Here is a 23037-nt window from a genome sequence, read left to right as displayed (position 1 = left end):
GCGATCTACTCCTTCAAAACGGCTTCAATATATTTTTCGGGGTTGACGAGCGTATCAGCCGCCTGATGGAAATACGGCGCGATAAGCTCGGTTCCGAGTCCGATGGCAAGCGACAGAAAGAGCAGTACCGCTGCCGGATACATATAGCCTTTTAGCGGTCTTTTGGCCGGTGCAACTTCCTGTTCATCCCCCCAGAAGCCGTTGATAAATATTTTCATGACGGAATACAAGACGAGCAGGCTGGATAAAAGCATCAGCAGCGTAATCACGAATTCACCGCTTAGAAAGCCGCCCTCTGCAATTTTCAGCTTGCCGATGAATCCGCTGAAAGGAGGCACCCCTGCCAATGAAACGGCTGAAATCATAAACATCCAGCCGAGCACCGGATGGTTTTTGATCAGGCCGCTTATTTTTTTCAGGTTGTTTGTCCCTGTCAGGGCAAACAGCGCTCCGCCAAGCATAAACAGCGCTCCTTTAATGATCATGTCATGAATCAGATAGTAGACAGATCCTTCGATCGAAGCCGGCGTATTGGCGGCGATACCGAACAAGATCACACCGACCGCCGTCACAATATTGTAGATAATGATTTTTTGAACATCCCAGTAGGCGATCGAGCCGATGACACCGAAGATGATCGTAAGAGCCGCAAGCCAGACCATTAATTGATGAGTAAAAGCCGCGTCTTGGGTGAAAATTAATGTAAACACCCTTGTGATCGCGTACAGGCCGACTTTGGTCAGAAGTGCGCCAAACAGTGCGGACACAGCGGCAGGCGGCGCATAATAAGAACCAGGCATCCAGAAATACAGCGGGAAAATCCCGCCTTTTAAACCGAAGACGATCAAAAATAAAACAGCGATGACCGTGATCAGTCCGGTTTGGCCCGATTCACTGATCCGAACGCTCAAATCGGCCATGTTTAATGTGCCCGTCACCGCATATAAATAAGCGACTCCGATGACAAAGAGGGCGGAAGAGATAATGTTAAAGACGATGTACTTTAGAGATTCCCGCAGCTGGATCTTCGTGCCGCCAATGACGATCAGGACATACGAAGCCATCAGGAGAACCTCAAAGAATACAAACAGGTTAAACAAGTCCCCGGTCAAGAATGCGCCGCTCACTCCGGCAAGCAGAAACTGGACCGCGGGATAATAAAAGAAACGCTCGCGTTTTTCGCCGATGGAGCGAAACGAATAAAGAACCGTCAGAAATCCGATAATGGCTGTCGTTAACGCCAGAAGGCTGGCGAATTGATCAGCGACAAGACTGATCCCGAACGGCGGCTTCCACCCGCCGAGATACAAGGTCTGGATTCCGTCCGTATAGACGGTCTGCACAAGAACAGCGGCCGCAACGATCGCCGCAATGGAAGATATGGCGCTGAATGCACGCATCAGCACGATCGACTTGTTCATAAAGATGAGCAGAACTGCGGCCATTAAAGGAATCAGTATTGGCAGAATTACAAGATTATTCATGTTGATCATTTCCCCTCATTTGATCCATATCATCCATTTTCAGCTCTTGGTAGGCGCGGAAAGCCATGACCAGGAGAAACGAGGTGACCCCGAAAGCAATGACGATCGCCGTTAAAATCAACGCCTGAGGGAGAGGGTCGACATAGGATGACGACTCTTCATTTAAAATGGGGGGCGCTCCTTTTTTTAACCCTCCCATTGTCAGCAAAAGCAGGTGAACGCCATGGCTGAGAACGGCAGTTCCGATAATCACCCTCAGAAGGCTTTTTGAAAGCAAGAGATATGTCGCCGCCATAAACAAAATTCCTACAATAAAAGACATTAAAATCTCCATTATTCTCTCTCCCCAATCGTCTGAATAATGGTCATGGTCACGCCGACCACTACGAGATAAACCCCGATATCAAACAATACCGCGGTGGCAAGCTCCGTTTTCCCCAAGAGCGGAAGGTTAAAGTAATCAAACGCGTGGGAAAGAAACTGAGCGCCGAATAAAAATGAGCCGATTCCGGTGGAAACTGAAATGAATAAGCCGATGGCCGCCACATAGATAAAGTTGACGGGCAAAATGTTCTGCACCGTTTTTAAATCATAGGCAAGCAGCAGAAGGACGAGCGAAGACGCCGTCATCAATCCGCCGATAAAACCGCCGCCCGGATTATTATGGCCGGCAAAAAACAGATGGAAAGAAAAGAGCAGAATGATAAAGGATGCAATCTTTGTAACGGTTTGCAGGATCACATCATTCGTCTGAACCTTTTTCAATGCTCTTCCCCTCCTTTCCCCAATCTGAGCCTGATCATGCCGTATATTCCTAAAGCGGCAATGACAAGTACGGTAATTTCAAACAATGTATCAAATCCCCTGAAGTCGACCAATATCACGTTGACGATATTGTGGCCGCCTGCGAGTTTATAGCTGTTTTCAATAAAATACGATGCGATGCTTTCAAGCGAGCGCTGGCTGTTTGCAGAAAGTGCGAGCAGCGTCACAACAGTTCCGACTCCGACCGAGACAAGCGCATTTGTGACCCTGAACTTAGCCGACTTCGGCTTGAATCTGAGCTTCGGCAAATGATAGAAGCAAAGCAGGAACAATGCGACTGAAATCGTTTCGATGATCAGCTGCGTCAGCGCGAGATCCGGCGCTCTGAAAATGACGAAGAACAGCGCGAGTGTGTAGCCGATGACGCCGAGCCCGATAATCGCCGTCAGTCTTGATCTTGCGAAAACGGTGGTGAATGTTGCGGCAATCATGACGGCTGACAGCACAAGCTCATAGATGCCGATTGAAGCATTGCCTTTCACATCGTAGGAAAAGCCTCCGGTAACAGCGAGCGATCCGCCGATGATCACGATAAAGAAGACAAAAACATAGATTAGATAATCGCGGAGAAACCCGGTCATATACGTTCTTGTAATCTTGTTGGAGCCTTTTTCAAGCCCTGACAGTGAGCTGTCGTACAGTTTGTTGAGCGTCAGTTTTTCCGGGAAGAGGCCGTAGACCTTCCGCCATTTTGACAAGGTCAAATAGGCGAGAACTCCGAGCGCAACGACGCCGATTGTCATGTAGAGTTCAGGTGAAAAGCCGTGCCACATGTAAATATGAACCTTGAATTTTTCGTCCCCGTCCAAAAGGGTCGGCATAATCGCCGATGCAGCCGGTTCAATGATGCTGTATGACAGAATGTTCGGGAAAAAGAAAAAAATCACCACGAGAGAGACGAGGACAATCGGCGAAATCAGCATGCCGAGTGGAGCCTCATGCGCTTGTTTTTCAAGCTTTTCGGGCTGATATTTCCCCCCGAACGTTTTAAACAGCAGAACCATGCAGTAAATGAACGTAAACACGCTTCCGATCCAAGCCAGAACAGGAAGCAGAAAACTCCATGTGTCGGCGTTATACAAATTAAAATTCGTAATCCTGAGCATGCTGGTGAAAAACATTTCCTTGCTCAAAAAGCCGTTGAACGGCGGCAGACCAGCCATTGAAAACGCGCCGATCAGCGTAATCGTAAACGTAATCGGCATGATCGTCATCAGACCGCCGAGCTTGCGGATATCCCTCGTGCCCGTTTCATGATCGATGATTCCGACCGCCATGAACAGGCTGCCTTTGAATGTCGCATGGTTGATCAGGTGAAAAACGGCGGCGATTACTGCAACCATATAGTATTCAAAATTTTGATAATGCAGAGCTGCGGCTCCGACGCCGAGCATCGACATAATCATTCCGAGCTGGCTGACCGTAGAAAAGGCAAGTATCGATTTCAGATCAGTCTGCTTGACGGCGTTGAACGAACCCCAGAAAAGCGTGACAATCCCCGTGAGGGACACGATCCAAAACCATTCCCCGGAAAAAGCGAACACAGGGGTGAATCTTGCAACGATATAGATCCCCGCTTTTACCATCGTGGCCGAGTGCAGGTAAGCACTTACAGGCGTTGGTGCTTCCATCGCGTCCGGAAGCCAGATGTAAAAAGGGAACTGCGCCGATTTAGTGAAGGCTCCGATTAAAATAAGCACGAGAGCCGGAATGAAAAAGTCGTGCCCTGAAATTAAATCAACTTGGTTGATCATTTCTCTGATCGAGAATGAACCCGTAATTGTGTAAAGAAGAATGAAGCCTCCAAGCATGGAAAGACCGCCGAAAATGGTGATAAGCATCGATTTTGTCGCGCCGTATCTTGATTTTTCCCGCTTGTACCAATAGCCGATGAGCAGAAAAGACGATATGCTGGTCAATTCCCAAAATAAATAAAGTACAATGACGTTATCAACGAGAACAACGCCGAGCATTGCCCCCATGAACATGAGCAGATAAACGTAAAACGGTCCGAGCTGCTCTCTTTCTTTAGATAGATAATAGATGCTGTAAAGGACAACCAAAGACCCTATCCCTGTAATCAGAAGGGCGAATAGCAACCCGAGTCCGTCAACGTATGCGGTAAAGTTAATGCCAAAGGACGGAATCCATTCCAGTACAGCCTTTAATGTTCCGCCATCCGCCGTCATGTTGATCATGCGGAAAAAATAAATAAATAATAGAACAGGAAGAATCAGGACAAACCAGCCTGTATGAATCTTTCTGACGTTTTTCGCCAATAGCGGAATCAAAAAGGCGAGTGCAAAAGGCGATAAAATTGCAATATGTAAAGCCGTCATATGAACCTCCCTTAAGATAGCATGTATAAATACATTCTGTTCCATACTAAAATTTTCAAACGTTATGTACTTTTTTAGAACTGGTGACCTAGACAAATTATAACTCAAATTTTAATCGGCTGCATGATCTCATGTTAACCGTGGTTTATGCGGTCTTATGAACCTGAAAACAATTTTAACAAAAAATGCGCCATTTGTATAATGGAAAGTTTTTTTGAACAAGATGAATTTGAGGTGATAAAAGATGAGAAGGAAAGCTTTTGTCAGCTTAAGTTTATTTTGTTCGCTTTTTGCGGGAGCGTTTATGATCAACAGGGAAATGACGCGTGAACAGACTCCGGGGATAGGAACGGACGAAGGCCCTCAATACCGCGGGGATTACACGCCGCTCCAGACGGGAGCGGAAGATCAGTCCTTAACGGGAAAAGAAAGAGCTCCCTTTAAACCGAGAGAATATATCAGAGTTGAGAAACGCTGAAAACAAAAAAGGAATCCGATCGTATAGATCAGACTCCTTTTTGTTTTTTTATGCGGCCCTTACGAGGTGAAGAACCTTAGTAAAACGGTCGCCATAATGACGGTTGCTGCCCCGCCGAGACGCGTTGAGATTTGCGCAAACGGCATCAGCCCCATCCGGCCTGAAGCCGAAAGAATGGCCACGTCCCCCGTACCGCCGAGACCGCTGTGACAGCCAGTGACAATCGCTGATTCAACAGGGTACATGTTCATTAATTTGCCGACAAAGTAGCCTGATGTCACCATGGCAATGACGACTGAAGCGCAGACGGCGATGAAGCGCAGGGAAATAACGGACGCCACATCATCAAGCGGGATGTAAAGAATGCCGAGCCCGACCATCAGCGGCCAAGTGAAGCTTGATGACATGAATTTGTAAAGCTGGTGTGCGCCTTTTTCCATGCTTGCAGGCAGAAGCTTTGCATATTTTACGGCAGCCGCCGCGATGATCATCAGGATCGCTCCCGGAATCGCGATGAATTTGGAGACCAAACCGCCGAAAATGAAGAAGGAACATGCGATTAAAACGCCGGCACCCATTAATTTCAAATCGATTTTCGGCTCCTCTTCTTTTTGGTTGAAAATTTCATCGTCTTTTTTCGATTTTACGAGCCTGCCGTTACCGTTCAGTTCAGGACGCTTTTCGCCAAGCTTTTTCATCAGTCCGGCTGAGATGATGGCAACGACGTTTCCGATAATAGCGGCCGGAATGAGCTGTGAAACGAATACATCGGTGGATTGTCCCAAAATTTGCGAGTAAGCGAGTGACAGCGGCAGGATTCCTTCGCCGATGCCTCCGGCAATAATCGGTACAATAATAAAGAAGAAAGCTTCATAAGGGCTGTAGCCAAATAACAGACCGACGAGAATACCGGCGGCAACCGCTGCGACCGTCCCGGCCAACAACGGAACGAACATTCTCATAAAACCTTGAATGAGAACCGTGCGATGCATCCCTAAAATACTTCCTGCTACTAAACATGCAATGTAGAAATACAGAAAATTTGACGTTTTCATCAAAGTTGTAACCGCTTCCATAGATGCGGGGTTAAGCACTTTGAAAAAGACTAAAAACGAAGGAACAAACAGTGAAAGAATGGCAGGTCCGCCGATATCTTTTAAAATCGGAATGCGCTGTCCGACATCCCCGAGAAAAATACCGAGAATCATAATGACCGCGAAACCGCCAAGCATGTCATTCGGCAATTCATTAAAGTAAGCTGCCAGAAAAATAATCAGCGCAAGCGCAATGTATAGCGGAAACGGAATCACGCCGATTTTCCAATTGATCAACTTCTGGAAAAAATTTTTATTTTCTTTATGACCGTGATTTGTAATCGGTTTCAAATCTTTTGCTGCTTCCATCAAAAACACCCCCATGTTTGTATGTGTTCAATTGTAGAAGAAAAGTGTCAATTCTGTGCGTTTTTTAAATTAAAATAATCGATAGATAATTAAATTAAAACGAAAGAGAGCGGAAAAAGAGGAGAAATCTGCTTGATTTTGATCAATTTATAGGTCTTTTAGTTTATTAGGAAGCTGTATCCAGGTGAAAAAAGGGAATTCCCTGTCCGGGGAGAAAGCTTTTTTAAAGCAGCAATTAAAAAAACCCCGAAGCTGTTTTCGGGGGTTTGCATTATGATTTTCTTTTGGCGAGAGATCCTAACGCCTCTCCCATTTTCACTTGAAGAGAGGGGTGAAGGCGCTCATCAGGAATAAAGGTATCCTTTTCAAACAGCAGAATAACGGTCGAGCCGAAAGAGAAATATGCGATTTCGTCGCCTTGGCGCCATTCTTTTGACTCCTGAAGCATTACGATCGAGTTAATATACATCGCTCCGACCTTCACAAGCAGGGCGGACCCATGTTGGTGCTTAAATTCGGAAATCATCCGGTAGTTTTTTGTCAGCGGCGATTTCCCGTAGGTCAAACCGATTTGATTCACGGGGTAAGACGTGCTTCCCAGCGAATATTGCGTTTCAAGTGTACCGTCAGCCGGGCTGTGAATTCTGTGGTAGTCCCTCGGGCTTAAATAGATAATGATATAGGTTCCGCCGATATAGCGGTTCACGATCTCGGATCGTCCGATCATTTCTTCTACGGAATAGAGCTTTTGTTTGACGGTAAATTGCTTGTCACGGGTGATGGCGCCCATTTCTTCGATGACTCCGTCCACAGGGCTGACCAGGCTGTTTGGATCAGCGGGAAGGGGGCGTGCACCGCTCTTTAATTTTCTGATGAACAGCTCGTGCAGGCTGTTAAAAGAGCGGACATCTTCCAGCATCTCTTCTGTATTGATATGAAAGGTTTTGATATAGGAGGGGATGAGAGGTTTGCTGAGCTTTGACTGAGCAAACTTTTTCAGCATCCGGGACACGCCCTTTTTATTCGTCAACTCGATCAAAAACCGGTAAAGCCGCTTTTTCAAGCTGTTCACTCCTTTACTGATCACGCGGGATGCAAGCGGTATTTAAATCACGCCGATTGTGTATCCGATCGTAATAAAAACGAGACACCAAATAAAAGCCCCTGATCCGGCATAAATCAGGAACCTTTTCATGTCCATCTCGTTCATGCCGGACAGATAGCATGTCACATGGCGGATTCCGGGAACAAAGTAGCCGAAAAGAATCGTCCACGGGCCGTATTTTTCAAACCAGCGGTGCACGGTGTCCAGTCTTTTCGGCGTCAGACCGATCCATTTCCCGAACTTATCGAGCAGCGGTTTACCGATTTTCTTCCCTAGAAAGTAACTGATGAGCATCCCTGATACCGCACCTGAAAAACTGATCAAAAGAGACATCTCATAGTTTAATAGATGAATAGAAGACAGATAACCGACAAATGTCATCATGACTTCATCGGGTATCGGCAGGCCAACAATTCCGAGAACAAGCATCCCGAATATCGCAAAATACCCGTATTGGGAAATCAATTCTTTTGCCAACTCCATGAAAAACTAGCTCACTTTCTTCAATAGTTTTTTCCCCTTCAAGCTGATGACTTTGATTTTGCTGACCATGAGAAAGGACAGGAACAGCATAATCAAAATGTACGGCTTTTTGCCAAGGATCTCTGATAAAAGGTTTAAGCAAACCAGAATTGTTCCGGCTGCGGTGATCGGAAGGCCTGTAAAATAATCCTGGTTCTCTGATTGAATATTAAATCGCGCAAGCCGAAGAGCTCCGCAAACAGGGAATAACAATGTCGAAGGAAGGCCTAAGATCGGAGCATCATAAAAAACGATTGAATAGGTGATGATGGCCGGGGCGACTCCGAAAGTGATAATATCAGACAAAGAATCCAATTCTTTTCCAAACGGGCTGACGGCATTTAATTTGCGCGCGGCCATGCCGTCAAGGCTGTCCAAGATAGCGCCGATCAAAACAAATATAATGGCTAAGAATAAATACCCTCTGAATGCAAGCAATATTGAAGAGATGCCCGAAACAAAGTTTCCAATCGTAATTAAACAAGGTATGACTGATTTATTCAATGTTTTCGCATCCTTTAAATAAAAACGTTTTATATAGAAATTAAACAATATTAAATTGTATACGATTTGCTTCCTGTCTGCAATAAAATTCCTGAAATGATTGATAACCAGACTTTTTCATCATACCATAAAAGTGGTAAAGACACTGGCGGCGTCAAAAAAATTTATATTTTGTTAAGGTAACAAAAAAAGAATAAGAGAGCAAACCGCTCTCTTATTCTATCGTTCGGTTGTCGTTTTCCTTTAATATAAGGGATGCCGTTTGCCTCTGCCGATAAATCCGGTCAGCGCGGGAATGATCAAATGCAAGGCGCACGCTTGATATTTCTTTAAAGAAGGGAAGCGTGGACCCGATGCTGTTTATAGCTTTGAGTGAAGCCGAAGAACAGAGCGGATTCGATCGGGTTCCATTTTCCGAACCTAAGCGCAGCGAGCGCGATAAATCCTGGTCCGGTAACGGCGGCATGCGGAAAGTCAAGCGTGACCGTCACAAAAAAACGCCCGCTGTCTTTAGGAAGCAGCGGGCGGGGAGGGGACATGTTATAGATATTGGTTAATCACGTTCAAGTCATTTGTATTTAATTTATATTGGAAAACCGGTCTGCCGATCGTGCCGTAGGCCATTTCTACGTTGAGAACTTCGATTTCCTCCAGAAACTTCAAGTATTTGCGAATTGAAACTTGAGAGATTTCCGTGTGATTGGCCAGATCTTCCGTTGTGAACGTCAAGCTGTCAAACGATCTGATGCTTGACCAAATGAGATTCAGGGTGCTTTTGGTCAGCCCTTTTGGCAAATGCATCTTTTCGGGCGCGCGTTTTTTTTGAAAAAGTTCGAAATCCAGCTCTTTTTGGCTGATATTCCGGTTGCTTGCATAAAGCTGCTGCTTCCGTTTGTAATCGGTTAGGGCGCTTTGAAACCGCTCAAATTCGAACGGCTTGATTAAGTAATCGACAGCCCCGAACCGCAGCGTTTTTTGAACAACATCCATTTCACTGGCCGCTGAGATGACGATCACGTCGACAGCTTGATTCTGGCGTCTGATCTCAGTGAGCAGCTCGACGCCGTTCCTGCCCGGCATATAAATATCGAGCAGGATCAGATCGATGTGCTCTTCCCGGAGGAAGGTGAGAGCCTCTTGAAAAGAAGCGGCAATTCCCTTCAGCTGAAATCCCTCTACCTGGCTGAGGTAACGTTTATTGAGCTCTCTTACCATCGGGTCATCTTCAACAATTAATACATCAATCATGGTCATCCTCCTTTGGTTCATACGGAATGCGGAGACTGAATGTCGTTCCTTCATTCTTTTCGCTTGTCACGATGATATGTCCATTTAAATTTTCAAGGCTTTGTTCGACGAAATAAAGCCCGAACCCCCGGTTGGAGCCCTTTGTTGAAAAGCCTTGATCAAACATTTTCTGCTGTTCCTCCTTGGATATGCCGACTCCCGTATCCGTGACTTCAATATCAAGCTGTCCGTCATGATGGCGGAATGAAATCGAAATATTTTTCTTATCAGTTGCGGAAACGGCATCCAGGGCATTGTTGAGAAGGTTCCCGATAACGGTGATTAAATCGTGTATCACCGCTGTGTTGGCTGTATCCGGAATCCTCGTGCTGCAATGAACCTCCAGCGAGGCCCCCTGTTCCCGGATATAGCTCTGCTTGCCGAGCAAAAAGCCGGCGAGCACCGAGTTTTTAATATGGTTGATAATTTCGCTCGCTTCAGACTGCTGATAGATCGCAATGTCTTTTATATAGTTTCCAAGCTCGTCGTAGTTCTTTAATTGAACGAGACCGAGAATCACGTGGAGCTTGTTCATAAACTCGTGCGACTGCGCCCTGAGCGCGTTTGCGTACATTTTAACACCGGACAGCTGCTCAGCTAAGTGCTTCACTTCGGTTTTGTCGCGGAATGTGGCAATCGCTCCGACGATGTTTCCCTTTTTTAAGTGGATCGGAACTTCATTAAAGACAAGTTCTAGCCCGTTGATTCTAACGTCGCGGTCCAGAACGGGCTTCTGAGTATCGATCACTTGTTTCAGGCGGTTGTTTGGCAAGATGTCGGTGACATCCCGGTCGATCGGATTCTCTTCGATCCCCATTTTATGAAACAGGCGCTTAGCTTCCGCGTTGGCGAGCTTGATTTTTCCTGTTCGGTCAACGGCGAGTATCCCTTCTTTTGTCGACTCAAGCATCGCGCTTCGTTCATTCAAAAGCGTTGCAATTTCATACGGTTCCATACCGAACATAATCGTTTTTACTTTCCTCGCCACGATGACAGCTCCGATGATTCCGGCGAAGATGCTGAGGACGATCACCGTATATAAAGGGCGGAGATTTTGCTGGGTGATCTGCTCAATCTCGTTAAGGGTGATCCCGACCGCTACCGCTCCGATCTGGGTGCCCGTTTTATTATAGATGGGAACAAAAGCCCTCAATGATTCACCGAGCGTGCCTTTTGCCGTACTAATGTGGCGGCGGCCCTTCAGCACTTCTTTTTCGTCCCCGCCGGCAAATTTCTTTCCGATTTTATTCGGATCGGGGTGGGTTTTGCGGATGCTGTTCATATCCATAACCACGACGAATTCGGTCTCGGTGATTTTTTGAACGCGGGCGGTGTATTTTCGGAGCTCATCGTATTCGCCGCTTTCCAGCGATTGCGCCGTAATCGGAGCCTCGGCGACCATCTCCGCCGTCTGCAGGGCAATCTGCTGTTCCTGCTCCCGAATGTTCCTTGCGGTCTCGGACCCGACCATAAAAAACGCGATCAATAAAGAAATCAAAACGACGACGCAGACAAATATCGTTAATCGTGTCTGCAGTTTTAATGTTTTTTTCAACGGCGATTCCTCGCGATCTATTGATTAGTCAACACATAATACTTTACAAGTAAATGGCGAATTTGTGAAGAATCCTGCACCTTTCTGCCGCAACAGCAGGAATTAAAAATATGGAAAATATTCTTGTCAACAGGTCATAAGTCGTACATAATGAATGAGGAACATATCAGAAAGGGACTTTTTTTATGAAAAATACGTATGTAACAGGCTTTTTTCCTTTTATCGCAATTCTTCTTTTCAGTTCATCTCTTGCGATTTCCTCCGTTATCTATGCCATGGGGATGCTGTCTTCTCTCGGCATTTACAAAGGAATGCTCGAATTTTTCTCTGAGAGCGGCATCCGGATGGCTTTGTTTGCTGTGTTTACGCTGATTTTTTTCATGGTATTTTCCGCTTTGAAGCTGATTGCCAATACAGTGACAGAGCTTGCCCTCTTATTTTTCGCCAAAGATCCTGAAGGAGCGAACCTGAGGAAAATCAGGATCGGTTCTGCCGTGTATCTGGGAGCAAGCCTTTTATCCTTTATTTTTGTCCAATATGCCGCTGGAATTGCAGCGCTTTTTTTACTCGCAACACTCGTATATTTAATTTTTATCGTTTATGCGATCCACAGCACGCTTTCATTTATGTCATTAATCGGCTTTATTATGTTTGAGCTGCTGTTTTGGTTTACGTTTTTAATCGGCACGGTGTATATCGTCATCAAGCTATATAACAGCGTCATGGCGAGCCTGCCCGTTTGAGCCATGCAAAAAACCGGAGCGCGGACGTTTGTCCGGCGGCTCCGGTTTTTTTATGACAAAAATCGTTTTCTGATCTCAGGACCGGGAATGGTGCACTCGCTTTTTTGCCCAAACCATTTGTAACGGTTTTTCGCAATAACGCTGTAGACGGCGTCCCGGAGCGGTCTGGGAATGATCAAGAGGGCGGAAGCGGCCCGCCAAAGACCGGGAAGGCTTTTCACCACATGCAAGGCCGCCGTTGATTTCTGATATACCTGTCCGTTTTCGATCAAAATAAAGCTGTCAAAATGATCGGAGGGGAGCTGATATTGCTTGAGCAGCTTCCCTCCGGCGTCAGATTGCAGGGAAGCGAATGAGAATAAGCCTTCAGGATCATGTTTGATAATGAATTGAACGGCTCCGTCGCAAAAGTTGCACACGCCGTCAAACAGAACGATTCGCTCAGGCATATCCGCCACTTTCATCCACCCCTTTTTATTTAAGATGCGTATGCAAGCGTTCCTCTCCAGATTAAAAGCTGAGGTCCCGCGTGATGCAGGTACTCGACATTGCCTTTTGCCTCTTTTCCGACCCATACACTCATTGTATACGTATCCGTCAATCCGACAAACCAAAGGTCTCTGTATCCGTTGGATGTTCCGGTTTTGCCTCCTACATATCCGCCGCTGAAATTCGCTTTTTTCCCGGTTCCTTCTTTGACAACCGCTGATAAGAGCTCGCGCATTTGATTGTTTGTCCGCGTGCTGAATACTTGCTGCGGTTTGTCTTTCCATTTGTAAAGCGTTTTGCCTTTTAAGTCCGTCACCTTTGTGATGGCATGGCTGGACGTGTAGCTGCCGTTATTGCCGAAGGTCGTATAGGCATCGGCCATCTCCAGCGGTGAGAAGCCCCATGTGAATCCGCCCAGTGCAGCAGGAAGACGGTAGTCGTTTTGAACGATTTTATCAAATCCGAACGGTTTTAAATAGCTGAATCCTTTTTGCACGCCGACCCGGTTCAGCATTCGTACGGCCGGTGTATTATACGAATTTTTGAAGGCTGTCTTGATCGACACGGTTCCGTATGTTCTTTCGTTGAAATTGTTTGGACAGTATTCCTTGCTGCAAAATTTGCTTGCGTCAATCATGCTGCCTGCCGTTGCACCCGTTTCTTCAATGTACGGCCCGTAGTCAAGGAGCGGTTTAATCGATGACCCCGGCTGCCTGTAAGCTTGGAATGCCAGGTTATAATCGTATTTCTTATAGTTTTTCCCGCCGGACATGGCGACGATTTGATGGGTTTGGTGGTTGATCACCACCGCTCCGCCTTGCACGCCTTCATAAGGAAGGCGATTCTTTACTTGCTGGACGACCCGGTTTTGCATCCCGGTATCGAGCGCCGTATAAATTTTGATTCCGCTGGTCGTGAGGGAGCTGATGCGGTTAGACAGCTCTTTTTCGATTTTTTTCTTTTCTTCTTTTGTTTTTGCCTTTTTCAGCCGTTCGTCAAACCCTTCCGAAGCAGACACCAATTTGGTGAATTCCTCGTTGACATAAGTCGTATAGTCGGGATAAGCGTCTTTCTTTTCTTTCACATTAAGCGTAATTTTTTGCTTTACGGCTTTGCTGTAGTCTTTTTCCGTGATCACGCCCGCTTTTTTCAGCCCTTCAAGCAGCCGCTTTTGGCGGGTTTTTGTGTAGTCAAAATGTTTCAAAGGATCATATAATGTAGGGTTATTAGGGATCGCGCAAATAAACGCCGTTTCGGCAAGGCTGAGAGATTTCAAAGGCTTGCTGAAATAGAAAGAAGACGCGGATCCAATTCCGTAGACCCCATGATTAAAATAGATCGTGTTTAAATATTTCTCAAAAATTTCTTCTTTTGAAAGCTTTTTTTCCAGCTGATAGGAATACAAGAGCTCTGTGAACTTGCGGTCGAAGGTTCGTTCATGGTTCAAATACAAGTTTCTCGAAAGCTGCTGTGTAATCGTGCTGGCCCCCTGATCAATGCCGCCTTTTTTGACATTGGCTGCGGCGGCCCGGGCCATCCCGATAAAATCAAAGCCTTTATGCTGAAAGAAATGACGATCCTCTGAAGTCAGAAACAGCTGCTTCACATGCTCAGGGATATTTTTATAGGGGACAAATACCCGGTTTTGGTGATCTGAAACGATTTCGGAAATCAGGGCGCCGTCCCTGTCATACATGTAGCTGTTTTGTACAAGGCCGATATCTTTTATATTGATCTTCTCATCGAGCACCTGATCGAGAGGCTTCATAACTTGAGCTTCCCGGCCGGAGGCCATTAAGGTAAAGACAAATATAGGGATTAACATCAACAGAACAATCCATCCAAAAAATGAACGCAACTTTGTCACTCTCTTTTCGCTAAATTCTAGCCATATCGTACCATTCTTTTTCGATATCGAGAAGGATAATTTGATAGATTGGCAGTTTTTTATCCGATTTCAGCTTGCTTTTGCCTCTGATTTTTTTTGCTGGGACCTTTGGAACATCAGAAGGCATGCTCCGCCGAAAAAGAGGACGGCAGTTGCGTAAAAAGCGGAAGAAATACCGAAAAAGCTGGAAAGAACGCCGCCGAGCACCGGACCGATGACATTGCCCAAAAATCTGAAACTAACATTATAGCCAAGCACTTCCCCTTGAATAGGCCCCGGAGATTCAACTCGGATTAAAGCGGTGATGCAGGGAATCATCCCGCCAAGCGCGATTCCGAACAGAAAGCGGAAGAACACAAGCATTTCATACTGAGATGTAAGTCCTTGCGGAATAACGCAAACCGCGGCAGCCAGCGCGAGAATCATCAATATTTTTCCGTGGCCGAACCGGTCGCCTAAGGCGCCCCATTTTCTCGCGGCGAGAAGGCTTCCAAGGCCTGTTGCAGAAAAAGCCAGCCCTGAGAAAAATGCGAGATTGTCAGTTCCGTGCAGCTCGCTGACATATAAGGCGAGCAGCGGCTGAACACTGAAGTTTCCCACTTGAATGACAGCGGTGAGGATCATCGCCGTAATCAGCGGGCGCTGGTGCAGAATCGTCTGCAGCACCTGCTTTCTCGTGTACCCGGCGGAGGCATCGCGCTTCGGCTTCAAAGGACGTTCACGCACTCCGGCAAACACGAGGAAAACGGCGCTGTAAATGGCAAATGCCGTAATGAAAAACGTATATGTAAAACCGACGCGATCGGCGAGCAGACCGCCGAGCAAGGGGCCGAATAACCCTCCTGAGACCGTGCCCATCTGCAGCGTGCCGAGCACTTTGCCAGCCGTTTTTTTCGGCGTCTGAGCCGATATCATGGCAAGGGAAGTGGGAATGAACCCGGTGACGAGCCCCATCGCCATTCTCAAAAAAAAACAGTTCGTATACGGAAGAAACAAGGGACATGAGAAGAATGCAAGTGCCGATGCCGGTACCCGTGATCAAGAGGATTTTTTTATAGCCGTGTTTATCGCCGAACCTTCCCCAAAAAGGAGAAACCAAAAAGGCCATCAAAAATGTGACGCCGAAAACGTATCCGCTCCATTTTGCCGTAAATCCGTCAGAATAGTTGCCGAGCGTTTCAATATAGAGGGAAAGAAACGGCAGAACCATTGTGGAACTTGCGGCCACGAAAAAATTCGCGAACCACATGATCACAAGGTTTTTCTTATAAACAGAGATGCGAATCACCTTCTTAAAAAATTTGAATTTCCTTCATTATAAATGAAATGTGAAAGCTGCATGGAATCGCTGCTCATTGGAATAACGAAAATTGGGTATTTGAAGGAATTTTCAACATTTTCAGAAATCAAAACCTTAAATATAGAAATATAATGATATAATAAGAGAAATATGAACGTACTTGGAAAACATTCAGAAGATCTTAGGCTTGGACGATTTCAATCCGCTGCGCTACATCCATAAGTTTTTTATATTGAGATAGAAAGGCAGGTGTGAAAGTTGGAAGCGAGCACCTTACTGATTATTGATTTTGAATTTACAATGCCTGAGGGAAAGTATCACCCGCAAAATTTTTTCCCGGAAATCATAGAAGCAGGGATTGTAAAGGCGGTTCATGATGAGGTGGTTGAGACATTTTCAAGCTATATTAAGCCGAAGAAGTTTCCTAAGTTAACGAGGCGCTGCAAAAAATTTCTCAGCATTACGCAGGAACAGGTTGACCAAGGCATCACGTTTAACGCGCTGATTGAAAAGCTGCGGGAGCTTGATCCTGACCAAAACAGCGCCATCATTACATGGGGAAACATGGATATGAAAGTGCTGAAGCAAAATTGCATGTTCAACCATGTTCCGTTTCCGTTTAAAGGAGAGATGAGGGATCTTTCCATGGAGTACAAGGAATTCTTTGGCGACAAAACATTGACGAATTTGTGGAAAGCAGCGGAAGAGTACGGCGATTCAGGAACGGGAAAACAGCATAAAGCGCTTGACGACGCGATGACAACGTATAAGCTGTTTCGGCTCGTAGAACGGGATAAGAAGTATTTGGAAAATCCCAAACCGACGACGATCGGCGAACGGGTTGACCTTTCAAAAGTCTTTCCGCACGCCACATAAATAACCCAATCTGGCAAACAGATTGGGTTATTTGTGCGGGAAATATTCATTTTCAAGTGCATGTATAAGCTCAAGCGATTTTGCCGCGTATTCGGACGAATCGTTTTGCAGATCCGTTTTTAAGCGGCTCAAAGCTGAGCGGAGCGAATCCGCATAATCCGGTACAGCTTCATCGAACGGCTTCACCATGCGGTGCTGAATATTTGTCTGTTCACCGAAAGCGAGCGCTTTTCGTTCATGAAAAAAAGGGACGTCTGCCTGATTGGGATGATGAAGATCGCCTTGCTTCGGGTGGGTCAGCACGGCGATGATTTTGACCAGGTAGTGCATCGGTTTAACATCCGTAATTTCGCCGATGTAGACGCCTGTCTTATAAAAGCCCTTTACACGATCTCCGACTTGAAATTGGTTGTTCACTGCATCTGCCTCCTAATGGTATCATAATAAATAAATGGTAAAAAAATCATTTCAGGGAGGAAGAAAAATGGCGCCGTTTCTGATTCAGTTTATGCTCTATTTTCCTGAAGACAAAAGAGAATATATCCCTTCTTTTATTACGCTGGCCGTTTTCTTTATCATCGCGATTGTTGTATTCCGGCTGATCATCAAGCATTCCAAAAAAGAAGCTGAAAAAGCGGAAAAGCTGGAAAGAGAATTGAATGAAACCATCCACAAGCGCTCTTAGAAGCGCCCGGGAACGCTTATGAAAAAGCGGTCTTCAGACGTCTGAGCCCGTCTTTTACAACAGAGAGCGAACATCCGACATTCATTCTGACGAATCCTTCTCCGCCCGGTCCGTACTTCGGTCCCGGCTCTAGAATCAGCTTTCCTTTATGAAGGAGAAGCCGTTTGATGTCCTGATCCGTCAATCCGAGCTTGCGGCAGTCAAGCCATGCCAAGTAAGAGGCGTCTGGCTCCATCATGCGGACCTCGGGCAGCTCCTCTGCTAAAAAGCGGCGGACTTCTTCTATATTTCGTTCGATGTAAGGGATAAGCTGATCGAGCCACGGTTCGCCTGTTGAATAGGCCGCTTCGATTGCTGCAACTGCAAATGTATTTAAAGAATGCAGTCCCTGACGCTGCATAACCTTTGCAAAGGCGGTTCTCTTCGCCTTGTCGGGTATGATGATGGCTGAGGCCTGCAACCCGGCCAAGTTAAACGTTTTGCTCGGTGCAATGCATGTGATCGAAATGTCCGCGAATTCCGGAGATAAAGAGGCGAACGGCGTATGGTTCAGTCCGTTCAGCATCAGGTCTGAATGGATTTCGTAGGAAACAACTGTGACACCGTGTTTAAGGCAGAGTTCGCCCAGCGTTGTCAGCTCTTCTTTCGACCATGAACGTCCGGAAGGGTTGTGCGGATTGCAAAGAATGAACATCTTCACATCCGGTTCCCCAAGCTTTTTTTCAAGGTCGGAAAAATCCATTTCATAGCGGCCGTCTTTTTCGATTAATGGATTGTGTAACACAACCCGTCCGTTTTTTTCAACTATATCAAAGAACGGCGTATATACAGGCGGCTGTATGACCACCCGCTCGCCGGGCTCTGTGTACGCCTGCACCGCTTGGGCGAGCGCTGTTACAATGCCCGGGCTGAAAGTGATAAACGCCGGTTCAGTATTCCATCCGTGCCGGCGGCTGAGCCAATCGGTGACAGCTTCGTTCGTGCCCGCGCTTGCAGATGTATAGCCGAAAACCCCGTGCTCCAAACGCTGCTGAAGAGCGTCAATAACGGGCTGGGGGGCGCGGAAATCCATATCAGCCACCCACATTGGAAGCGCGTCATCTACACCGAATAATTCCTGTGTTAAGTCCCACTTCACAGACTGGGTCCCGCGTCTGTTATGTTCTGTATTAAAATCCATGATCTCACCTCATGTCTTTTTCATATGTTATACATTAACTGTGATAAGGATAGATTGCAATGTTTTAACCATGAAAGCTTTTATAAAATAAAGGGAGTGGTAGCCGGTGGAATGGAGCGATGTGCCCTGAGTGGGCTTTTCAGCGTCATCTCAACCCTATGAGCTGGTATATTCGCCCGGTTTTTCTCGTGGCGCTTGCGTATTTTTGCTATAGGCGGACTTGGAAAGGCGTCATCGTTACTTTTTTGCTGATGACGAGCAGCATGGTTTGGTTTCCCGTCCCAGAGCGGATCAATCCGGAGATGCAGGCTGTTTTGGATTACGAGCTGAAGCTTTTGTCCATCCCGCTTTCTGCCGTGCTCACGCTCGCTTTTATGATGGGGTTTCTCGTGTTGATTGGCGCGGCATTTTGGAAGCGCTCCTTAGGGTGGGGACTTGCGGTATTGAATGTGACGCTGATCGGCAAGGTCGTGCTGTCAGTGATGCTGACGGGGGAAAACGGCTGGGCGCCCCTCGGAAATACCGTCTTCGGATTGATTCTCGTCAACGGCATCGGGCTGCTGCTGATCGCCTGGCGGAGGAAGCGGAGAAAAGCCGGCCGATAGCCTGGTGCTTTCCTTATCGACAAGCCGGCGCGTTATGATACAATAGCTTTTGAAACATTACAATGAAGCGGTGATCATGATGAAAGAAAGTCAGGCAGCAGCACAAATCATCCACATCATAAAGGAATGGGATCCGTTTCAAGCCGGACCCGATTTTTATGAAACGGAAGCGGCCGAGATCGTTCAGGCCGTCTACACGGAAAACGATGCAGAGCGGCTGGGCGAAGCGATCCAGTCCGTTTTTGAAGTATCATTTGATCAGACGCTGCCGCTGGCAAAATGCAAACAGCTGGCTGAACGGCTCCTTGCGATCAAAGACAGCAGTTCGTGCTGATCAGAATTAAAAAAACCGCCAATCGGCGGTTTTTTATATTCATGTCAAAATGAAATTGGCAATTTTGTCTGATACATAATCCGGATTTTCTTCGGGGACGAGGTGTCCGGTATCCCGCAGGGAATAGAAAATGGAATTGGGCAGATCCTGATGAAGCCTTTTTCCGATCTGTACCGGGACGACGCGGTCCTCTTCGCCCCAGATTAAGAGGGAGGGCGTCTCGATTTTCTTCAAATCGTCCGGTAATAAATCGCCTTCCCGGTGTCTGATGAGACGCGCGAGCGCTCTGAAAATTTGATCGTCGAGAAACGGTTTCAGGTAGCCGTTGATCATTTCCTGATCGATCAGAGAACTGTCGTAGACAACATTCATGAGATTTTTCAGCACGCCTTGTTTTGACAGCCAGCGCTTGATGTACAAATAAAAATAAGGAATATGGCTCCCGAAAATGAGCGAGCGGGGCGAACGCTTTAAATAGCCTGAGCTGCACAACAGGACGACTTTTTTGAACAGTTCAGGCCTTTCCTTTATCGCATAAAGTGAAATCTGGCCGCCCATCGAATGCCCGACAAGCACGGCGTCATTAATCTTCAGCCTTTCGATCAGTTCGATGACCACCCTGGCCATGTTTTGATAGGTATACACAAAGGTGCTGGATTTTTCTGATTGGCCGAAGGGAGGCAGGTCAACGGCGACTAAATTAAACTCATCCTTCAGAAGAGGAATGATTTTTCTGTAGCAAAACGAGGAAGAAAGAAAGCCGTGTATTAAAACGAGCGATGTCCTGCCCGGATTCTCGTAATGCTCATAATATATTTTGACCCCTTGAATGGTCTCAATAGAAGGTTTTGTTAACAGCATGATCCAAATCACTCCGAATGTTTTTCTTTCATGTTCAAACAATCTGGCTGCATGTTGTCGCCTAAGTTCTGAGTACGTTATTTATCGTACCCGAAAAAAAATTTTTCACGCTTTGATTTCGCTTTTTTTACCGCCTTACATTCGTTCAAAAACGTGCTATAATATTCAGAAGATTTCTTGACATATAAAAGGTGTGATAACGAGATGAAGCTAACAGAAAAAGAAACAGAAATATTGGAAATATTAGAGGAAAACAGCCGCCTCGAACCTGAAACTATTGCTAAAATGGCGAACATTTCACAGGAAGAAACAAAAGCGATTATCGAAAAGCTTGAAAAAGAAAAGGTCATCATCGATTATTCGGCAATGATCGACTGGCGAAAAGTCGACGGCCATGAAGGCGTGACAGCGATGATCGATGTGAAGGTAACGCCGAAGCGCGGCGTCGGATTTGACGAAGTGGCCGAGCGGATTTATCGTTTTCAGGAAGTTGAATCCGTTTACTTGATGTCAGGCGTATATGATCTGTCGGTTGTCATCCGCGGCAGAACGATGTCGGATATTTCGCATTTCGTGTCCGAAAAATTATCGACGCTCGAATCGGTCGTGTCGACAACCACCCACTTTATTTTAAAGAAATACAAGCATGACGGTAAAGTTTTTGACTCCGGTGATGATGACAAAAGAATCGTGGTGTCTCCTTAAATGAGGACAACTTATATTTCTAAAGCAGCCCAACAAATCAAACCGTCGGGCATCCGCAAATTTTTTGATCTTGCGTCCACAATGGAAGGCGTGATTTCATTGGGTGTCGGAGAGCCCGATTTTGTAACGGCGTGGAATGTCAGGGAAGCGAGCATCCTTTCCCTTGAACAGGGCTACACGTCATATACGGCAAACGCGGGTCTTCTTTCTTTGCGGAAAGAGATCAGCGCTTATCTGGACAAACGCTTTCATCTGGATTATGCTCCTGATGACGAGCTGATTGTCACAGTCGGAGCAAGCCAGGCGCTTGATATTGCGGTTAGGGCGATCCTTGATCCCGGAGAAGAAGTGCTGATTCCCGAGCCTTGTTTTGTCGCTTATGAAGCGCTTGTCTCTTTGGCGGGGGGAAAAGCGGTTCACATTCACACGAACGCAGCGCACGGATTTAAAGCGAGCGCAGCCGATTTTGAAGCCGTTCTGACTGAACGTACGAAGGCCATTATCCTTTGCACCCCGTCTAATCCGACAGGCTCTGTTTATTCAAAAAAAGAACTGGAAGAGATCGCGGCTTTTGCTGAAAAGCATGACCTGATTGTAATAGCGGATGAAATATACGCCGAGCTGACATACGATGAAGCGTATACAAGCTTTGCGGAAATCGCCGGAATGAAAAAGCGGACGATATTGATATCTGGTTTTTCGAAAGGGTTTGCCATGACAGGCTGGCGCCTTGGATATGTCGCAGCTCCTGCATATTTAAGGGATCCTATGCTGAAAATTCACCAGTACTCGATGATGTGCGCGCCGAGCATGGCTCAATTTGCGGCGGAGGAAGCCCTTAAAAACGGTCTCGAAGACGTCGAAAAAATGAAAAAAAGCTACCGCCGCAGAAGGAATGTGTTTGTGGATTCACTGAACGAAATCGGGCTTGACTGTCATCAGCCGGGGGGCGCTTTTTACGCGTTTCCGTCCGTTAAAAAAACGGGCATGAGCTCCGAAGAGTTTGCAGAGGAGCTTCTCATCAGCGAAAAAGTCGCCGTCGTCCCGGGCAATGTTTTCGGTCCGAGCGGCGAAGGCTATATCAGGTGTTCCTATGCTTCCTCACTTGAACAGCTTCAGGAAGCGCTCGTCAGAATGAAACGCTTTGTGCAGAAGGTCGGCGCAGTTCAATAAAAAAATGCGCACCTAAAAGGTCCGCATCAACATAAGGGGGGAATACTAGAAAGCCTTATTTGTTCTTTAGTATTCCCCTTTTATCTCGGTTTTAAACATACAATGATAAAAAAAGTTTTTTTGCTTAATAAAGACTTATATGATATAATTTTTTATTGCGTATAAAAAGAGATTAAATTCATAAGATTTAGGAGTTGTTAGTTATGACAGCAAAATTTGAAGTAGGCAGTGTTTACACTGGAAAAGTGACTGGATTACAGGCGTACGGAGCGTTTGTTGCATTAGATGAAGAAACACAGGGACTCGTGCATATTTCTGAAGTAACACACGGTTTCGTTAAAGATATTAATGAGCACTTGGCGATCGGTGATGAGGTGCAAGTGAAGGTTCTTTCTGTAGATGAGGAAAAAGGCAAAATCAGCCTTTCTATCCGCGCTACACAGGCCGCTCCTGAACGAAAAGAAAGCAAGCCTAGAAGACAAAAGGCTGTTCAAGCCGAAGATACAGCTGCTCCACAAGGGTTCAACACGTTAAAAGACAAACTTGAAGAGTGGATCGAGCAGTCCAACAGAAAAGATCTGATTAAGAAGTAATTGAAAAACTCCGGCCAAAGCCGGAGTTTCAGCTTGTCGACAAAGCCATAAAAAGTGGCTTGATCGACAAGCTTTTTTTGTTAAAATGTGAGTGAAATCTAGT

The 23037-nt window shown here is 46.2% G+C and carries 24 protein-coding genes and 2 pseudogenes; 9 read left to right on the top strand and 17 right to left on the bottom strand.

Going from position 1 to position 23037, the window contains the following annotated elements:
* Positions 1-5 precede the first annotated feature (5 nt).
* Genes QMZ64_RS14735 through QMZ64_RS14720 form a run of 4 tightly spaced genes read right to left on the bottom strand, consistent with a single transcriptional unit; the run spans position 6 to position 4648 of the window.
* On the bottom strand, positions 6-1484 hold the full coding sequence (locus QMZ64_RS14735; protein WP_265625797.1) for a Na+/H+ antiporter subunit D: 1479 nt from the start codon (positions 1482-1484) through the stop codon (positions 6-8).
* Positions 1477-1818 (bottom strand): Na(+)/H(+) antiporter subunit C, encoded by a 342-nt coding sequence (locus tag QMZ64_RS14730; protein ID WP_043929148.1) that lies wholly within the window; start codon positions 1816-1818, stop codon positions 1477-1479. Before QMZ64_RS14730 ends, QMZ64_RS14735 begins: the two co-directional genes overlap by 8 nt.
* On the bottom strand, positions 1818-2249 hold the full coding sequence (locus QMZ64_RS14725) for a Na(+)/H(+) antiporter subunit B (RefSeq protein ID WP_043929147.1): 432 nt from the start codon (positions 2247-2249) through the stop codon (positions 1818-1820). The genes QMZ64_RS14730 and QMZ64_RS14725 overlap by 1 nt, the downstream gene beginning before the upstream one ends.
* The gene (locus QMZ64_RS14720; RefSeq protein ID WP_265625798.1) at positions 2246-4648 is read right to left on the bottom strand and encodes a Na+/H+ antiporter subunit A; all 2403 of its coding nucleotides are present in this window, start codon (positions 4646-4648) and stop codon (positions 2246-2248) included. The genes QMZ64_RS14725 and QMZ64_RS14720 overlap by 4 nt, the downstream gene beginning before the upstream one ends.
* Positions 4649-4892: 244 nt before the next feature.
* Between QMZ64_RS14720 and QMZ64_RS14715 the strand changes: the two genes are divergently transcribed.
* Entirely contained in the window at positions 4893-5126 is a 234-nt protein-coding gene (locus QMZ64_RS14715) for a hypothetical protein (protein ID WP_043929145.1), read from the top strand.
* A 59-nt stretch (positions 5127-5185) separates the two neighbouring features.
* Here QMZ64_RS14715 and QMZ64_RS14710 read toward each other — a convergent pair whose 3' ends face one another.
* The 7 genes and pseudogenes from QMZ64_RS14710 to malK all read right to left on the bottom strand — a co-directional run bounded on the left by QMZ64_RS14710 (position 5186) and on the right by malK (position 11502).
* Complete coding sequence (locus QMZ64_RS14710; protein WP_243942367.1) at positions 5186-6529, bottom strand: 2-hydroxycarboxylate transporter family protein; 1344 nt, start codon at positions 6527-6529, stop codon at positions 5186-5188.
* A gap of 271 nt (positions 6530-6800) precedes the next feature.
* Positions 6801-7592 carry a phosphatidylserine decarboxylase gene (locus QMZ64_RS14705; protein ID WP_265625799.1) on the bottom strand — a complete coding sequence of 264 codons (792 nt, stop codon included), beginning with the start codon at positions 7590-7592 and terminating at the stop codon, positions 6801-6803.
* Between the two features lie 42 nt (positions 7593-7634).
* Positions 7635-8117 carry a DedA family protein gene (locus QMZ64_RS14700; RefSeq protein WP_075751269.1) on the bottom strand — a complete coding sequence of 161 codons (483 nt, stop codon included), beginning with the start codon at positions 8115-8117 and terminating at the stop codon, positions 7635-7637.
* A 6-nt stretch (positions 8118-8123) separates the two neighbouring features.
* Positions 8124-8660 carry a CDP-diacylglycerol--serine O-phosphatidyltransferase gene (gene pssA / locus QMZ64_RS14695; RefSeq protein ID WP_243942371.1) on the bottom strand — a complete coding sequence of 179 codons (537 nt, stop codon included), beginning with the start codon at positions 8658-8660 and terminating at the stop codon, positions 8124-8126.
* 164 nt (positions 8661-8824) lie between these two features.
* A pseudogene (locus QMZ64_RS14690) lies at positions 8825-9163 on the bottom strand (hypothetical protein); the annotation flags it as partial.
* Between the two features lie 37 nt (positions 9164-9200).
* Positions 9201-9908: a response regulator gene (locus QMZ64_RS14685; RefSeq protein ID WP_265625800.1), complete on the bottom strand. Its 708-nt coding sequence runs from the start codon at positions 9906-9908 to the stop codon at positions 9201-9203.
* Positions 9901-11502, bottom strand: coding sequence for a malate sensor histidine kinase MalK (gene malK, locus QMZ64_RS14680; RefSeq protein ID WP_265625801.1), 1602 nt, complete (start codon positions 11500-11502; stop codon positions 9901-9903). Before malK ends, QMZ64_RS14685 begins: the two co-directional genes overlap by 8 nt.
* 185 nt (positions 11503-11687) lie before the next feature.
* Here malK and QMZ64_RS14675 point away from each other — a divergent pair, with 185 nt between their 5' ends.
* Complete coding sequence (locus tag QMZ64_RS14675; protein WP_243942377.1) at positions 11688-12245, top strand: YufK family protein; 558 nt, start codon at positions 11688-11690, stop codon at positions 12243-12245.
* A gap of 50 nt (positions 12246-12295) precedes the next feature.
* Here the strand turns inward: QMZ64_RS14675 and QMZ64_RS14670 are convergent, their stop codons facing one another.
* The 3 genes and pseudogenes from QMZ64_RS14670 to QMZ64_RS14660 all read right to left on the bottom strand — a co-directional run bounded on the left by QMZ64_RS14670 (position 12296) and on the right by QMZ64_RS14660 (position 15871).
* The gene (locus tag QMZ64_RS14670) at positions 12296-12709 is read right to left on the bottom strand and encodes a thiol-disulfide oxidoreductase DCC family protein (RefSeq protein ID WP_265625802.1); all 414 of its coding nucleotides are present in this window, start codon (positions 12707-12709) and stop codon (positions 12296-12298) included.
* Positions 12710-12723: 14 nt separating this feature from the next.
* Complete coding sequence (locus tag QMZ64_RS14665) at positions 12724-14559, bottom strand: transglycosylase domain-containing protein (protein WP_409365379.1); 1836 nt, start codon at positions 14557-14559, stop codon at positions 12724-12726.
* A 132-nt stretch (positions 14560-14691) separates the two neighbouring features.
* Positions 14692-15871: pseudogene (locus QMZ64_RS14660) on the bottom strand (MFS transporter).
* Between the two features lie 309 nt (positions 15872-16180).
* Here QMZ64_RS14660 and kapD point away from each other — a divergent pair.
* Positions 16181-16798 (top strand): 3'-5' exonuclease KapD, encoded by a 618-nt coding sequence (gene kapD, locus QMZ64_RS14650; protein ID WP_023856141.1) that lies wholly within the window; start codon positions 16181-16183, stop codon positions 16796-16798.
* A gap of 27 nt (positions 16799-16825) precedes the next feature.
* Here the strand turns inward: kapD and kapB are convergent, their stop codons facing one another.
* The gene (kapB, locus tag QMZ64_RS14645) at positions 16826-17215 is read right to left on the bottom strand and encodes a kinase-associated lipoprotein KapB (RefSeq protein WP_265625804.1); all 390 of its coding nucleotides are present in this window, start codon (positions 17213-17215) and stop codon (positions 16826-16828) included.
* 67 nt (positions 17216-17282) lie between these two features.
* On the opposite strand from kapB, the gene QMZ64_RS14640 reads away from it, so the two are divergent.
* Entirely contained in the window at positions 17283-17483 is a 201-nt protein-coding gene (locus tag QMZ64_RS14640; RefSeq protein ID WP_020452772.1) for a hypothetical protein, read from the top strand.
* A 16-nt stretch (positions 17484-17499) separates the two neighbouring features.
* Here the strand turns inward: QMZ64_RS14640 and QMZ64_RS14635 are convergent, their stop codons facing one another.
* Positions 17500-18663: a MalY/PatB family protein gene (locus QMZ64_RS14635; protein ID WP_301441400.1), complete on the bottom strand. Its 1164-nt coding sequence runs from the start codon at positions 18661-18663 to the stop codon at positions 17500-17502.
* A 119-nt stretch (positions 18664-18782) separates the two neighbouring features.
* On the opposite strand from QMZ64_RS14635, the gene QMZ64_RS14630 reads away from it, so the two are divergent.
* On the top strand, positions 18783-19268 hold the full coding sequence (locus QMZ64_RS14630) for a hypothetical protein (protein ID WP_265625806.1): 486 nt from the start codon (positions 18783-18785) through the stop codon (positions 19266-19268).
* A gap of 79 nt (positions 19269-19347) precedes the next feature.
* Complete coding sequence (locus QMZ64_RS14625) at positions 19348-19602, top strand: DUF1871 family protein (protein WP_023856137.1); 255 nt, start codon at positions 19348-19350, stop codon at positions 19600-19602.
* Between the two features lie 39 nt (positions 19603-19641).
* Here the strand turns inward: QMZ64_RS14625 and QMZ64_RS14620 are convergent, their stop codons facing one another.
* The gene (locus tag QMZ64_RS14620) at positions 19642-20463 is read right to left on the bottom strand and encodes an alpha/beta hydrolase (protein ID WP_243942392.1); all 822 of its coding nucleotides are present in this window, start codon (positions 20461-20463) and stop codon (positions 19642-19644) included.
* A 204-nt stretch (positions 20464-20667) separates the two neighbouring features.
* Between QMZ64_RS14620 and QMZ64_RS14615 the strand changes: the two genes are divergently transcribed.
* From QMZ64_RS14615 to yugI, 3 genes are all read left to right on the top strand, one after another.
* Positions 20668-21168 (top strand): Lrp/AsnC family transcriptional regulator, encoded by a 501-nt coding sequence (locus tag QMZ64_RS14615; protein ID WP_003184796.1) that lies wholly within the window; start codon positions 20668-20670, stop codon positions 21166-21168.
* Positions 21169-22341: an aminotransferase gene (locus tag QMZ64_RS14610; RefSeq protein WP_301441399.1), complete on the top strand. Its 1173-nt coding sequence runs from the start codon at positions 21169-21171 to the stop codon at positions 22339-22341. It abuts the gene before it with no gap.
* Between the two features lie 203 nt (positions 22342-22544).
* Positions 22545-22934 (top strand): S1 domain-containing post-transcriptional regulator GSP13, encoded by a 390-nt coding sequence (yugI, locus tag QMZ64_RS14605; RefSeq protein WP_020452765.1) that lies wholly within the window; start codon positions 22545-22547, stop codon positions 22932-22934.
* The last annotated feature ends 103 nt before the right edge of the window (positions 22935-23037 follow it).

The sequence above is a fragment of the Bacillus sp. LB7 genome, from assembly GCF_030449715.1.
Taxonomy (GTDB): Bacteria; Bacillota; Bacilli; order Bacillales; family Bacillaceae; genus Bacillus; species Bacillus paralicheniformis.
This window is presented reverse-complemented; position numbering and strand designations above follow the sequence as displayed.

Coding starts and splice junctions, on each gene's coding strand:
- QMZ64_RS14735 (WP_265625797.1), bottom strand. CDS start 1,484: ATGAATAATCTTGTAATTCTGCCAATACTGATTCCTTTAATGGCCGCA.
- QMZ64_RS14730 (WP_043929148.1), bottom strand. CDS start 1,818: ATGGAGATTTTAATGTCTTTTATTGTAGGAATTTTGTTTATGGCGGCG.
- QMZ64_RS14720 (WP_265625798.1), bottom strand. CDS start 4,648: ATGACGGCTTTACATATTGCAATTTTATCGCCTTTTGCACTCGCCTTT.
- QMZ64_RS14715 (WP_043929145.1), top strand. CDS start 4,893: ATGAGAAGGAAAGCTTTTGTCAGCTTAAGTTTATTTTGTTCGCTTTTT.
- QMZ64_RS14710 (WP_243942367.1), bottom strand. CDS start 6,529: ATGGAAGCAGCAAAAGATTTGAAACCGATTACAAATCACGGTCATAAA.
- QMZ64_RS14700 (WP_075751269.1), bottom strand. CDS start 8,117: ATGGAGTTGGCAAAAGAATTGATTTCCCAATACGGGTATTTTGCGATA.
- QMZ64_RS14685 (WP_265625800.1), bottom strand. CDS start 9,908: ATGATTGATGTATTAATTGTTGAAGATGACCCGATGGTAAGAGAGCTC.
- QMZ64_RS14675 (WP_243942377.1), top strand. CDS start 11,688: ATGAAAAATACGTATGTAACAGGCTTTTTTCCTTTTATCGCAATTCTT.
- QMZ64_RS14670 (WP_265625802.1), bottom strand. CDS start 12,709: ATGAAAGTGGCGGATATGCCTGAGCGAATCGTTCTGTTTGACGGCGTG.
- QMZ64_RS14665 (WP_409365379.1), bottom strand. CDS start 14,559: ATGTTAATCCCTATATTTGTCTTTACCTTAATGGCCTCCGGCCGGGAA.
- QMZ64_RS14640 (WP_020452772.1), top strand. CDS start 17,283: ATGGCGCCGTTTCTGATTCAGTTTATGCTCTATTTTCCTGAAGACAAA.
- QMZ64_RS14635 (WP_301441400.1), bottom strand. CDS start 18,663: ATGGATTTTAATACAGAACATAACAGACGCGGGACCCAGTCTGTGAAG.
- QMZ64_RS14630 (WP_265625806.1), top strand. CDS start 18,783: ATGTGCCCTGAGTGGGCTTTTCAGCGTCATCTCAACCCTATGAGCTGG.
- QMZ64_RS14625 (WP_023856137.1), top strand. CDS start 19,348: ATGAAAGAAAGTCAGGCAGCAGCACAAATCATCCACATCATAAAGGAA.
- QMZ64_RS14620 (WP_243942392.1), bottom strand. CDS start 20,463: ATGCTGTTAACAAAACCTTCTATTGAGACCATTCAAGGGGTCAAAATA.
- QMZ64_RS14615 (WP_003184796.1), top strand. CDS start 20,668: ATGAAGCTAACAGAAAAAGAAACAGAAATATTGGAAATATTAGAGGAA.
- QMZ64_RS14610 (WP_301441399.1), top strand. CDS start 21,169: ATGAGGACAACTTATATTTCTAAAGCAGCCCAACAAATCAAACCGTCG.
- yugI (WP_020452765.1), top strand. CDS start 22,545: ATGACAGCAAAATTTGAAGTAGGCAGTGTTTACACTGGAAAAGTGACT.